General features: G+C 68.2%; 14 protein-coding genes. 8 read left to right on the forward strand and 6 right to left on the reverse strand.

Translation table 11 applies throughout. From position 1 onward, the window contains the following. Positions 1 to 76: 76 nt before the first annotated feature. Positions 77 to 382 carry a hypothetical protein gene (locus ASD86_RS26685; protein WP_157476514.1) on the reverse strand — a complete coding sequence of 102 codons (306 nt, stop codon included), beginning with the start codon at positions 380 to 382 and terminating at the stop codon, positions 77 to 79. Positions 383 to 412: 30 nt separating this feature from the next. Further along, a complete protein-coding gene (locus tag ASD86_RS11515) occupies positions 413 to 1,840 on the reverse strand; it encodes a coniferyl aldehyde dehydrogenase (protein WP_056110458.1) in 1,428 nt (475 codons plus the stop codon). Between the two features lie 300 nt (positions 1,841 to 2,140). Between ASD86_RS11515 and ASD86_RS11520 the strand changes: the two genes are divergently transcribed. The 8 genes from ASD86_RS11520 to ASD86_RS11555 all read left to right on the forward strand — a co-directional run bounded on the left by ASD86_RS11520 (position 2,141) and on the right by ASD86_RS11555 (position 10,215). Then, positions 2,141 to 2,683 (forward strand): gamma carbonic anhydrase family protein, encoded by a 543-nt coding sequence (locus tag ASD86_RS11520; protein ID WP_056110460.1) that lies wholly within the window; start codon positions 2,141 to 2,143, stop codon positions 2,681 to 2,683. A 69-nt stretch (positions 2,684 to 2,752) separates the two neighbouring features. Continuing rightward, a complete protein-coding gene (locus tag ASD86_RS11525; protein ID WP_056110462.1) occupies positions 2,753 to 3,265 on the forward strand; it encodes an RDD family protein in 513 nt (170 codons plus the stop codon). Beyond that, positions 3,265 to 3,948, forward strand: a complete 684-nt coding sequence (locus ASD86_RS11530; protein ID WP_056110464.1) for an RDD family protein — start codon at positions 3,265 to 3,267, stop codon at positions 3,946 to 3,948. Before ASD86_RS11525 ends, ASD86_RS11530 begins: the two co-directional genes overlap by 1 nt. After that, positions 3,945 to 4,958, forward strand: a complete 1,014-nt coding sequence (locus ASD86_RS11535) for a stage II sporulation protein M (RefSeq protein ID WP_056110466.1) — start codon at positions 3,945 to 3,947, stop codon at positions 4,956 to 4,958. Before ASD86_RS11530 ends, ASD86_RS11535 begins: the two co-directional genes overlap by 4 nt. Next, positions 4,955 to 6,613: a hypothetical protein gene (locus tag ASD86_RS11540; protein WP_056110468.1), complete on the forward strand. Its 1,659-nt coding sequence runs from the start codon at positions 4,955 to 4,957 to the stop codon at positions 6,611 to 6,613. The genes ASD86_RS11535 and ASD86_RS11540 overlap by 4 nt, the downstream gene beginning before the upstream one ends. Further along, positions 6,610 to 7,824 carry a DUF4350 domain-containing protein gene (locus ASD86_RS11545; RefSeq protein WP_056110470.1) on the forward strand — a complete coding sequence of 405 codons (1,215 nt, stop codon included), beginning with the start codon at positions 6,610 to 6,612 and terminating at the stop codon, positions 7,822 to 7,824. The genes ASD86_RS11540 and ASD86_RS11545 overlap by 4 nt, the downstream gene beginning before the upstream one ends. Then, positions 7,821 to 8,810 carry a MoxR family ATPase gene (locus ASD86_RS11550; RefSeq protein ID WP_056110472.1) on the forward strand — a complete coding sequence of 330 codons (990 nt, stop codon included), beginning with the start codon at positions 7,821 to 7,823 and terminating at the stop codon, positions 8,808 to 8,810. Before ASD86_RS11545 ends, ASD86_RS11550 begins: the two co-directional genes overlap by 4 nt. A 10-nt stretch (positions 8,811 to 8,820) precedes the next feature. Beyond that, positions 8,821 to 10,215, forward strand: coding sequence for a DUF58 domain-containing protein (locus ASD86_RS11555; protein WP_082578273.1), 1,395 nt, complete (start codon positions 8,821 to 8,823; stop codon positions 10,213 to 10,215). Positions 10,216 to 10,750: 535 nt separating this feature from the next. Here the strand turns inward: ASD86_RS11555 and ASD86_RS11560 are convergent. From ASD86_RS11560 to aroE, 4 genes are all read right to left on the reverse strand, one after another. Further along, positions 10,751 to 11,014, reverse strand: coding sequence for a YkgJ family cysteine cluster protein (locus ASD86_RS11560; RefSeq protein ID WP_036108021.1), 264 nt, complete (start codon positions 11,012 to 11,014; stop codon positions 10,751 to 10,753). Next, positions 11,011 to 11,358, reverse strand: coding sequence for a DUF952 domain-containing protein (locus ASD86_RS11565; RefSeq protein WP_056110475.1), 348 nt, complete (start codon positions 11,356 to 11,358; stop codon positions 11,011 to 11,013). The genes ASD86_RS11560 and ASD86_RS11565 overlap by 4 nt, the downstream gene beginning before the upstream one ends. Positions 11,359 to 11,397: 39 nt before the next feature. Further along, a complete protein-coding gene (locus ASD86_RS11570) occupies positions 11,398 to 11,745 on the reverse strand; it encodes a hypothetical protein (RefSeq protein WP_157476516.1) in 348 nt (115 codons plus the stop codon). 75 nt (positions 11,746 to 11,820) lie between these two features. Further along, positions 11,821 to 12,690 (reverse strand): shikimate dehydrogenase, encoded by an 870-nt coding sequence (gene aroE, locus ASD86_RS11575; protein ID WP_056110480.1) that lies wholly within the window; start codon positions 12,688 to 12,690, stop codon positions 11,821 to 11,823. Positions 12,691 to 12,695: the final 5 nt, after the last annotated feature.

The following is a 12,695-nucleotide window of genomic DNA, read 5'->3' on the forward strand; positions in this document are numbered from 1 at the left end:
GTGGAAGCGAGGGTGGGCCGGCCATGGCGTGCGTCTCGTGCGGTGTCGGTGGCCGGCGTTGCGGCCGGCCGGGGGATCATCGCATCGATTCACGTGGATTGAAGCGTGGGGCTTCGGCCGTTGCGGTTGTGCTGGCTGAAAAATAGTGGAGATAGCGGTTTTTTGCGGGCGTGATCTGTCGCGGCAAGATCAAAAGCAAAAGCAAATCCCCCGCATTCGCTGCGCGAATGCTGCCCCCTTTGTCAAAGTGGGCAAAAGCCCGATGCGCCGTGCTGCGTGGCGCGATGCAGGTCGGGTCGCGCGGCGGTTTTGTGGCTTGCATCCGCGCGGCATCGCTCGGGCCGCTGCGGTGGATCGTCCGATCGCGCGCGGGCATCGCCACGCGCGCTCGATGCCGTTCGAATCGCGGCGATTATTTCGCCAGCCAGCGAATCATCTTGTCGATCGTGCCCGTGTACGGCGGCTTGAGCAGATCGCTGGCGACCAGCCGGCGCTGATGGAACACCGGCAGCAGTTTGCTGAAGGTGTCGAAGCCGTTGCGGCCGTGGATCGCGCCGATGCCGCTGGGGCCGATGCCGCCGAACGGCAGGTCGTGGACGCCGAAATGCAGCAGGGTGTCGTTGACGGTGACGCCGCCGGACAAGGTGTTGGCGAGGATCTTCTCGATCTGCGCGCGGTCGTTGCCGAACGGGTACAGCGCCAGCGGCCGGTCGAGCGCGTTGATGCGGGCGATGGCTTCGTCGAGCGTGCGATAGGACAGCACCGGCAGGATCGGGCCGAAGATTTCATGCTGCATGACCTGCGATTCGGGATCGGGGTCGATCACCAGCGTCGGCGGGAAGATGCGTTCGGCTTGGCGCTGTTCGCGCAGGGCCGGATCGGCGAACGGCTCGATCACCTGCGCGCCGCGGCTGCGCGCGTCGTCCAGATAGCCCGACAGGCGCGCGTACTGGCTGGCGTTGATGATGCGGGTGTAGTCCTGCGGCGCGCGCAGGTCGCCGTAACGCTCGTGCAGTTGCTTCTGCAACGCGGCGACCAGTTCGTCGCGGCGCGCGGCGTCGACCAGCACATAGTCCACGCCGATGCAGGTCTGGCCGGCGTTGAACCATTTGCCGCTGGCGATGCGCGCGGCGGCCAGCTCGATCGGATAGTCGGCGCAGATCAGCGCCGGCGCCTTACCGCCCAGTTCCAGGGTCACCGGGGTCAGGTGCGGCGCGGCCGCGGCCATGACCTTGCGGCCGACCGCGGTCGAGCCGGTGAACAGCAGGTGGTCGAACGGCAAAGCGGAGAACGCCGCCCCGACCTCCGGCCCGCCGAGCGCGACCGCGACGCGATCCTCGGGAAACACCTCGGCCAGCAGTTCGCGCAGGAACTGCGAGGTGCGCGGGGTGTGTTCGGACGGCTTGAGAAAGACGTGATTGCCGGCGGCGATCGCCGAGACCACCGGCACCAAGGCGAGGTTCACCGGGTAATTCCACGGCGACAGGATGCCGACCACGCCGACCGGCTCGGGCCGGATTTCCGCGCGCGCCGGCCAGAAGCGCCAGCCGACCGAAGCGCCGCGCGGACGCGTCCAGCGGCGCAGATGGCTGATCGCGTGGTCGATCTCGGCCAGGGTGATCATCGCTTCGGACAGCAGATTCTCGTGGCTGGAGCGATGGCCGAAGTCGGCGCGGATCGCCGCGTCCATCTGCGGCACGCGGGCGCGGAACGCGTCGCGCAGGCGGATCAGGTCGGCGCGGCGCTGGGCGAGGTCGGGCTTGCGGGCCTGCCAGGCGGTGCGCAGGCGTTCGCGGATCGCGGGCAGGTCGGTCACGGGCGTGTCGGCGAGGATATCCATACGCCGCAGTGTAGTCGTCCGCGCCGCACGGAAGTGTGCCCGCGGTGGGGCGGCAGAGGTCAGGCGTGGGGGGCGCGGCGGCCGTTGTGCGGGTGGTGGGTCGGTGTCGGTCTTGGATGGGGCGATGCCGGGCCGCGATCGGCGCGGATGAAGTCGGGCCGATGCCACCTTCAGAAAAACGCGGGTTTCACCACGGGCCGGATCGATGTGCGGAGATCGGCCGACGCGGCCGGCTTGCCCTGCGTGTCGGCTGCCGTTCGCGGCGACGCGCATCGCGCCTCACCGCTTACACTAAGCGGCATGAGCCTACGTCCTTATCTCGATACCTTCCCCAGCCTGGGCGAACGCGTCTACGTCGATCCCGCCGCGACCGTCATCGGCGCGGTCACTCTGGGCGACGATGTGTCGATCTGGCCCGGCTGCGTGGTCCGCGGCGACGTCAATTCGATTTCAATCGGCGCGCGCACCAATGTGCAGGACGGCACCATCGTGCATGTCACCCACGAAGGGCCGTTCACCCGTCCCGGCGGCCTGCCGACGGTGATCGCCAACGATGTGACCATCGGCCACGGCGCCATCGTCCACGCCTGCACCATCGACGAGTTCGCCCTGATCGGCATGGGCGCGAAGATCCTCGACGGCGCCCGTGTCTCGCGCTTCGGCTTCGTCGGCGCCGGCGCGGTGATCGCGCCGGGCAAGGTGGTCGGCGAGGGCGAGCTGTGGGTGGGCAATCCGGCCCGGCTGGCGCGCACGCTCAGCGAGCGCGAGATCGAGCAATTGCAATACAGCGCGCAGCACTATGTGCGCCTGAAGGACCGTTACCTGGGCATGACGCCGGGCTAGCCATGGCCCGGTGGCCGCGTTTACAGTCGCGGCAGGGGAAAAAAAGCAGGACTCAGGACTCGGTAACGCATGGAAGACTTGCAGAATCCGTACGCCGCGCCGAGCGCGCCGCCGCCGTTGCCGGCCCATGCGTGGGTGGACGACCGCACCATCAAGGCCGATCCGTGGATTCGCCTGGTCGCGCGCCTGATCGACGGCGGCCTGATGATGGTCTGCATGCTGCCGATGCTGATCGCGGTGGCGGTGGACCCGCACAGCAAGGAGCCCTCGCCGGTGCAGATGGCGATCATGCTGATCGTTCCGGTGGCGATGGTCGGCTTGTTCATCTATCAACTGGTGTTGCTGGCGCAGTCCTCGCAGACCCTCGGCAAGCGCTGGATGCGGATCAAGATCGTGCGCAACGACGGCACCGATGCCAGCTTCGGCCGCATCTTCGGCCTGCGCATGCTGGTGGTCGGTCTGCTCGAACAGGTGCCGTGCGTCGGCCTGATCTTCGCCATCGTCAACGTGTGCTGGATCTTCGGCGAGGAAAGCCGCTGCCTGCACGACCTGCTCGCCGACACCAAGGTCGTCATCGTCTGATGCTCGACACCTATCGCCATGTGGTGACGCCCGAGGGCGTGGCGCTGCACCTGCGCGCGGCCGGGCCGTTGCCGCGCGCGCTCGCCTACGTGCTCGACCTGATCGCGCGCATCGCGATCTACCTGGCGCTGTATCAGGTCCTGACCGCGCTGTTCGGCGGCGCCGGCTACGCGATCCTGATGCTGGTGACCTTCGTGCTGAGCTGGTTCTACATGGTCCTGTTCGAAGTGCTGATGCAGGGCCGCACGCCCGGCAAGTGGGCGCTGGGCCTGCGCGTGGTCGCCGCCGACGGCGCTCCGGTCGGCTGGATGGCCTCGTTCACCCGCAATCTGCTGCGCGTGGTCGATGCACTGCCGGTCGGTTACGCGGTCGGCCTGGTGACCAGCCTGATCGATCCGTGGGGCAGGCGCCTGGGCGACATGGTCGCCGGCACGTTGGTCGTCCACGCCGCGCGCCAGCAGACTTTGTACGAAGCGCAGGTCGCGCCCGCGCTCGCGCCGACCATCGTCCTGCTGCAGCACGAACAGGCGGCCGTGGTCGCCTTCGCCGAACGCGCGCCGCGCTTGACCGCCGCGCGCCAAGCCGAACTGGCCGAGCTGGTCGAACCGCTGACCTTGTCGCGCGGCCAGGCCGCGGTCGTGCGCCTGTACGGCATCGCCAACTGGTTGCTGGGCCGCCGATGAGACAGGAACGCTTCGTCGAACGCCACCAGGCCGAATGGCGCGATTTCGAGCTGTGGCTGGAAAAACGCGCGGTCAGCGCGCGCGATGCGCGCCGCCATCGGCGCGAATGGACCGGCATCGCCGACGACGAACTGCCCGCGCGCCATCGCCGGCTGTGCCAGCAGCTCGCGCTGGCGCGGCGGCGCGGCTACAGCGCGGTGGTCACCGACCGCCTGCAGCAGTTGATGCAGCGCGGCCACAGCGTGCTGTACCAGACCAAGCCGGTGCATTGGCGGCGCGCGGTCGAATTCCTGCTGGCCGGCTTTCCGCGGCTGGTGCGCGCCGAGGCGCGCTGCATGCTGGCCGCGACGCTGTTGTTCGTGGTGCCGCTGGTGAGCATCTTCATCGCCATCCAGATCAAGCCCGACCTCGCCGCCGGCCTGTTCGACGCGCAGAGCCTGGCCAACTTCGAGCAGATGTACGACCCGGCCGGCAAGGGCGACCTGGGCCGCACCAACGAAGACGATCTGCAGATGTTCGCCCACTACATCGGCAACAACGTCGGCATCGGTTTCCAGACCTTCGCCAGCGGCCTGCTGGCCGGGCTGGGCACGGTGTTCGTGCTGATCTTCAACGGCATCATGATCGGCGGCGTCGCCGGCCACCTGCAGGCGGTCGGCCACGGCGATCCGTTCTGGCGTTTCGTCGCCGGCCATTCGGCGCCCGAACTCACCGCGATCGTGATCTCCGGCGGCGCCGGCCTGCGTCTGGGTCTGAGCCTGATCGCGCCGGGCCAGCGCCGGCGCATCGATTCGCTGATCCATGGCGGCCGGCGCGGCGCCAAGATCTGCATCGGCGTGTTCGCGATGCTGGTGTTCGCGGCTTTCGTCGAGGCGTTCTGGTCGTCGATTTCCAGCATCCCGGCGCCGGTCAAGTACGCGGTCGGCGCGGTGCTGTGGGTGCTGGTGTTCGTCTGGCTGCTGCGCGGCGGCCGCAACGCGATCCATCGCGACGACGAAGACGCCGCATGAAACTCGAAGCGCTCACCGTCACCCTGCGTCCGCGCACCTCCTGGGAAGCCGCCGAACTCGGCATGGCCCTGGTGCGCCGCCACGCCGGCGCGATCTGGAAACCCTGGCTGCTGGTGACCGTGCCGATCTTGGTGCTGCTCAACGCGGCCGGCTGGGCGCTGGACCTGCTGTGGCTGTCGGGCCTGCTGATGTGGTGGCTCAAGCCGTGGTTCGACCGCATCCCGTTGTTCGTGATCTCGCGCGCGGTGTTCGGCGAAACCCCAAGCACGCAGCAGACCGTGCGCGCCCAGTTCCGCTGGGGCGCGCGTTGGTGGCTGCCGTACCTGACCTGGCGCCGGCTCGGCCCGGCGCGTTCGCTGTACCTGCCGGTGGATTTGCTCGAAGGCGGCAGCGGCAGCGAGGCGCGCCAGCGCCGCGCGGCGTTGGGCGCGCCGGTCTACGGCATGTGCGCGCTGCTGACGCTGGTGTGCGTGCATTTCGAAATCCTGCTGGTGATCGGCACCTTGCTCGGCGCGATGATGTTCATCCCGTTCGACTACCTGCCCGACACCTTCAAGGCCTTGCTGGAGTCGTTCACCGAACAGTCGCAGTGGTTCAACGCGATGTTGAACCTGGTGGCCTGGATCGCGGTCAGCGTGATCGAGCCGTTCTACGTCGGCGCCGGTTTCGGCCTGTACCTCAATCGCCGCACCGATATCGAAGGCTGGGACATCGAGATCGTGTTCCGCCGCCTGCGCGCGCGCCTGGCCGCGGCGGCGGCGCCGAGTTTTCTGGCGCTGTGCCTGACCTTCGGCTGGTTGACCGATGCGCAGGCGCAGGAGCCGGCATCGCCCGACGCATCCGCGATGCAGGCACCGTCGGAGCAGGCGCCGTCCGCGCAGGCGAGCGGCGACGATGAAGAAAGCGACGAAGAACAGTACGAACCCACCAGCGCGCCGATCCGTGGCCTGGTCGACGGCAAGAAAGCCAAGCGCCTGCCGTCGACCTTGAACGAGATCTACGGCGAGCAGCGCAGCGACGACCGCGCCATGCGCGATGCGGTCGCCAAGGCGATGAAGGACCCCACGGTCGCGCCCAAGCGCAAGCAGATGGTGTGGAAGCCCAAGCACGAAGCCAGGAAAAAGAAAGACGAGCCCAAGCCGGTCGATCCGTCCAAGTTCGAAGGCCTCGGCGGCGGACTGGCCGCGGTGGCGAAAGTGCTGATGTGGGCGGTGTTGGCGGTGATCGTCGGCCTGCTGTTGTTCAGCCTCGGCCGCTGGCTGGGCTGGTTCCGCGGCGGCGCCAGCGAAGAGGAGCAGGTGCTGCCCGGCGTGCGCACCGCGGTGCATAGCGAACCCGAACCACTGCCCGACAATCTTCCCACCGCGATCCGCCGCCTGTGGCAGGCCGGCCGCCATCGCGATGCGCTCGCATTGATGTACCGCGCGGCGGTCGAGTCGATGGCCAAGCGCGCCGACATCGTGCTGGTGCCCGGCGCGACCGAGGCGCAGTGCCTGCGCGCCTCGCGCAAACTCGGCTCGGCCGAGGATCGCGACGTGTTCGCGCGCGCCGTGCGCACCTGGCAGTACGCGGCCTACGCCGAAAGCCTGCCCGAGTCGCAGGACTTCGACGATCTGGTCGGCCAGCTCAGCCAGCGCTTCGGGTGGGCGGTATGAACCGCAATCTGGTGTTCACCATCGTCGGCGCGGTGGTGCTGATCGCCGCGTTGCTGCTCGGCGTTTCGCTGTGGCGCAGCAACTACGTCAAGGTCGAGGAAGAGATCGACGAGCCGCGCAGCGGCGAAGCGGCCAGCAACCCGCTGTACATCCTCAAGCTGGCCTTGCGCAACGACGCGGTCAAGGTCGACGCGCGTCAGCGCCTGGCGCTGGCCCTGCACCCGCTGCAGCCGCGCGACACGGTGCTGATCTATCGCGACCCTCGCACGCTGTCGAAGGCCGATGCCGACGAACTGCTCGGCTGGGTCGAACGCGGCGGTCATCTGATCGTGCGCACGCCGCCGCTGCGCGACAAGCTCGGCGAATCGCCGGTGCCGGTGCTCGATACGCTCGGCCTGACCTTGCTCGACGCCGAGGACAGCAACCCGCAGGACCAGCGCAACGACTGCGTCGGCCTGTACGAACGCGGACTCGAGCAGCAGAGCCTGTTCTGCAACGCGCGCCGGTTCTACTACTACAACAGCGATGTCGATCCCGACTACGCCTGGGGCGATGAAGACGAAGCCTATGTCTATGCGCGCTTCCCGCGCGGCAAGGGCTCGGTCGACGTGCTCGCCGACATGGACTTCCTGTCCAATCGGGGCAATGCCAATCCCTTGCTGAGCGCGTTCAATTTCGGCACCGACGAAATCGCCGCGCCGGCCAATGCGGCGTTCGCACGGCAGCTGCTGGCGCCGAACTACCGCGCCGGCACCATCTATCTGATCTACGCGGCGGAAGTGCCGTCGCTGTGGAAGACCCTGATCTTCAACAGCTGGATGGCGTGGTTGCCGTTGCTGTTGTGGCTGCTGGGTTGGCTGTGGCAGCGCACCCAGCGCTTCGGCCCGCTACGGCCCGCGCCGGCGCTGGAGCGGCGCTCGCTGCTCGAACACATCGTCGCCAGCGGCGAACACATCTACCGCTACGGCTACGGCGCGATCCTGTACGAAGCCGCGCGCCGCGCCTTCCTGCTGCGTCTGCGCCGCCGCGATCCCTACGCCGCCGCGCAGCAGGGCCAGGAACAGGTCGCGCTGCTGGTGGAACGCTACAAGCAAGACCCGACCCTGGGCGCCGCCGCGATCGGCGACGCCCTGACCCAGCCGCTGACGCGCGACCACGCCGCGTTCCGCACCCGCATCGCCACTTTGATCCGCATGAGAAACCGCTTATGAGCCTCGACGCCGCCCCGCTCGTTCCGATCACCGGCACCGCGCTGGCGCAACGCGCCGCCGCCGTGCGCGACGAAGTCAGCAAGGCCTTCATCGGCCAGGCCGACGTGCTCGACCAGATCCTGATCGCGCTGCTCGCCGGCGGCCACGCGCTGCTCGAAGGCGTGCCCGGCCTGGGCAAGACCCTGGTGGTGCGCGCCTTGTCCAAGGCTTTGGACTGCGGCTATGCGCGCGTGCAGTTCACCCCTGACCTGATGCCGAGCGACATCAGCGGCCACGCGGTATACGACCCTAAAACGGAGAGCTTCAATATCCGTCGCGGCCCTGTTTTCACCAACTTGCTGTTGGCCGACGAAATCAACCGCGCCCCGGCCAAGACCCAGTCGGCCCTGCTCGAAGCGATGCAAGAACTGCAGGTGACCATCGAAGGCCACAGCTTCGAACTGCCGCCACCGTTTCTGACCCTGGCGACGCAGAACCCGGTCGAGCAGGAAGGCACGTATCCGCTGCCCGAAGCGCAGCTCGATCGCTTTCTGTTGAAGATCCTGATCGACTACCCCAGCCGCGCCGACGAAAAGCGCATGGTCACCGCGGTCAGCCTGGGCCGCAGCGCGTCGGATTTCGATCTGTCGCAGGTGCGGCGCGTGCTCGGTCCGGAAGAGATCGTGGCGATGCAGCAGGGCACCGCGCTAGTGCGGGTGGACGAGGCGGTGATCGATTACGTCGTGCGCATCGTCGGCAAGACCCGCGACTGGGCCGGCATCTCGCTCGGCGCCGGTCCACGCGGCAGCCTCGGCCTGATCCGCGCGGCGCGCGCGCAGGCGGTGCTGTCCGAGCGCGATTTCGTCACCCCCGACGACGTGCGCGAAATCGCCAAGCCGGTGCTGCGCCATCGCATTGCGTTGGCGCCGGAGCTGCAGATCGAAGGCCAGTCGCCCGACGATGTGCTGCACGCGTTGCTCGCCACGGTCGAAGCGCCGCGTCAATGAGTGCACCTTGATGAAAGCAGGCGTGCCGCCGCCGTTGCCCGTCGCCTCGCCGGCCGCCGCGCTGTCGGTGCCGCGCGATCGCGCATTGCCGCGACGCGGCTGGGCGCGGCCGTCGCCGCGCTGGGCCTGGTTGGCGGTGCCGTGGTCGGCGGTCGGCCTGGCCGCGAGCGCGGGTTGGCTGGCGCCGTATGTGTGGCAGTGGCTGACGCTGGCGATCGCGCTGATTCTGATCGTCGATTTAGTACGACTGCTGCGCGCGCCGACCCCGACGGTCGAGCGACGCATGCACGACACCTGGGCGATCGGCGTCGAACGCCCGGTCACCCTGAGCTTCGAAACCAGCGCGCGCCGGCAACTTCTGGACGCGTTCGATCTGCATCCCGGCGGCTGGGCGCTGCGCAACCTGCCGCGCCGGCTCGATCTGCGCCGCGGCGAGCGCGCGAGTTTCGACTACGAACTGCGCGCGAACACCCGCGGCGATTTCCAGTTCGACGGCGTGCAACTGCGCATGCATTCGCCGTGGGGCCTGTGGTGGCAATCGCGGGTGTCCGGCGACCTGCAGCGCGTGCGCGTGTTTCCGAACTTCGCGCCGCTGGCCAAGTTCGCGATGTTCAGCGCCGAACAGGCCTCGCGCCTGGTCGGCGCGCACGTCAAGCGCCGTCGCGGCGAAGGCACCGACTTCCATCAGATGCGCGAGTACCGAGTCGGCGACAGCCTGCGCCAGATCGACTGGAAAGCGACCGCGCGCGCGCGCCGGCTGATCTCGCGCGAGTACCAGGACGAACGCAACCAGCAACTGGTGCTGATGCTCGATACCGGCCGCCGCCTGATGGCGCGCGACGGCGAGCACTCGCATTTCGATCATGTGCTCGATGCGGCCCTGGTGGTGGCGTATCTCGCGCTGCGCCAGGGCGACGGCGTGGGCCTGCTCGCCAGCGGCGGCGAAAGCCGCTGGGTGCCGCCGCAACGTGGTGTCGGCGCGATCGACAACCTGCTGCGCGCCAGTTACGCCTTGCAGCCGCAGCCGATCGCGACCGACTTCCTGGCCGCGGCGACCGAGCTTTCGCTGCGCCAGCGCCGGCGTTCGCTGGTGATGCTGGTGACCAACCTGCGCGACGAGGATATGGACGACCTGCTCGCCGCGGTGCGCATGCTGCGCGGCCGGCATCTGGTGTGCGTGGCGAGTCTGCGCGAAGGCTCGCTGGACCAGGCCTTGAGCGAAGACGTCGAAGACCTGTCCGGCGCGATCCGCGCCGGCTCGACCGCGCAATACCTGGAACTGCGCGTGGCCGCGCACGAAGCGCTGCGCAATCACGGCGTGATGGTGCTGGACGTGAGCTGCGACCAACTGGCCGCGTCGCTGGTGGAGAAGTATCTGGCGGTCAAGCGCGACGGGTTGCTGTAAGGCTTTTGCTGTTCCCTCCTTAGCAAAAGGGGACCGGGGGGATTCGCTTTTGCTCCTGAAGCAAGCAACAGCAACAGCAAATCCCCCACGTCCGCTTCGCGGCCGTTCGCCCCTTTTGTCAAAGGGGGCAAAAGCACGGGCCTTGGCGTCGCCGGACACTACGATCATCGGCACGCAGGCCTGCGAGGCTGCCTCGCCATTGCGATTTATCTGGATGGCCGCACGGCGTTTACCGACTTCGGTTCAAACCGAACCGAACTAGCTGGACCGGACCGAACTGGCCGAACGAGCGGAGCCGACCCGAACGAGCGGAGCCGATTCAAACCTCGGCGCCCATCCCAGCTCATTCGCATCTGCTTTTCCCCCCTTTGTAAAAGGGGGGCAGGGGGGATTCGCTTTTGCTCCTAAAGAAGCAACAGCAACAGCAAATCCCCCACGTCCGCTTCGTGGCCGTTCGCCCCCTTTGTCAAAGGGGCAACAGCACAGCACGTTGCGATCGAGACGCCGACGAACCCGGCCGGATCAATCACCATCCTCAGCCAGGCGCCGTCATCCGCTCCAACGCATCCAACGCCCTCATCGCTTCGCCGCGATCGCGCCCGCACATCTCAAACGAAGGCTGCAGCGACCCGCAGAACTTCGGCCGCTCCGGTTTGCCGAACAATCGGCAACGCAGTTGCTCGTCGAGTTGCACGCAGGCCACGCCCGCCGGTTTGCCGTTCGGCATGCCCGGAATCGGCGAAGTGATCGACGGCGCGATGCAGCACGCGCCGCAGCGGTCGCGGCAGATCGCGTTCATGGCGGCGCGAGGAACGGTTCGGCCGAACGCACCGCCGATAACGGGATCGGTCCGTAGACGTGCGGGAAATGATCGCCGCTGCGCTCGCTCCAGTCGTAACGCAGGGCGTCGCCCAATGCCGCGGCGTCCAGAGTGAGCAACACCCGCGCGCCGCGGCCGCGTTGATGCCGCTCGACCACGCCGGCCAGTTGCGCCTGGGTCGCGCAATGCAGGAACCCTTCGCGATGCAGCGCATCGGGCGCGTAAACGCCGGCTGCCTGCGCGCGCGCCCAATCGGCCGGATCGGCGTAGTGGTAGACGGTGTCGGGGTGCGTCGCGTCCGCCTGTGTGGTTGGTATCGACATCGGTATCGCCTCAGCAGGACACAGCGCGCGCGACGGCGCTCATGCCGCCTGCGCCGGTCGCCGCGCAATGATCGCGGCGACCAGCAATCCCATCGCGATGGCATGCATCACCGTGGTGACGACGCCGAATGCGCCGATGCGGATCGCGATCGAGTGCGGAGTGGCTGCGTCGTGCAGTTGGCCCCAGAGAAACCAAGCCTGACCGGCCAGGCCGACCAGCGAACCGCCGATCAACAGGGCGAAACCCAGGCTGCCATAGGTACCGGCGGTGCCCAGCGCGGTTCGCCGCGCCAGGCACAGCACCAGACCGACCGTGCACACCAGCACGTGCGGCGCCGAGCTCATCAGCGGGCCGAGCATCGCCACGAACAGATCGTTGGAGTTCATCGCGGTTTCCAAAGGCGGCGTGCTGTGCTGACGCGACCGTTCGTCGTCGCCGAACGATGCGAGCGTCAGCGGGTTTCAGTCGGCGGTGACCAGCGCCAACGCGCCCTGACGCAGTTGCGCATACACCGGATCGGTGTCCGGACGCTTGCGATGCCAGCGTTCGAAACTCTCGGCGGCCTGTTCGACCAGCATGCCCAGACCGTCGACGCGATCGTGCGCGCCGGCGACCTTGGCCCACGCCAGGAACGGCACCGCCACTTCGCCGTAGCTCAGATCCACCGCCGCGGTGCGCGGCGTGGCCAGGCTCATCGGCAAGGTCGGCATCGCGTCGATACGCGCGGCCGAAGTCGCGTTGACGATCAGATCGAAGTTGCCGAGCGTGTTCACGTCGGCGAGATAGCGCGGATGCACCCGGCCCGGCAGGCCCAGCGCATCGGCCAGCGCATCGGCGCGTTCGGGCGTGCGATTGACGATGTACAGATCGCCGATGCCGGCATCGAGCAGCGCCGGCGCCACCCCGCGCGCGGCGCCGCCGGCGCCGATCAGCAGGGTGCGACGCGAGCGCAGGTCCAGGCCGTGGCGCTCGGTGAGGTCGCGGATCAGGCCGACGCCGTCGGTGTTGTCGCCTTCCCAGCCGGTGGCGCTGCGGATCAAGGTGTTGACCGCGCCGGCGCGCTGGGCGCGCTCGCTCAGCTGCGAACAGATGCTCGCCGCGCGCGTCTTCAGCGGCAGGGTGATGTTGGCGCCCAGCCCGCCTTCAGCGGCGAACTCGGCCAGGGCGACGTCGAAACGTTCCGGCGCGGCATCGATCGCGGTGTACTCCAGCCCGATCCCGAACTGTCGCGCGAACGCGGCATGGATGCGCGGCGACAGCGAGTGCGCGACCGGATGGCCGAACACCGCGTAACGCAGGACCGGGCTGGACGAATTCGAATCGATCGACATGCAGG

Origin of the sequence: Lysobacter sp. Root690 (genome assembly GCF_001427785.1) — a bacterium.
In the GTDB taxonomy this organism is placed as follows: Bacteria; Pseudomonadota; Gammaproteobacteria; order Xanthomonadales; family Xanthomonadaceae; genus Lysobacter.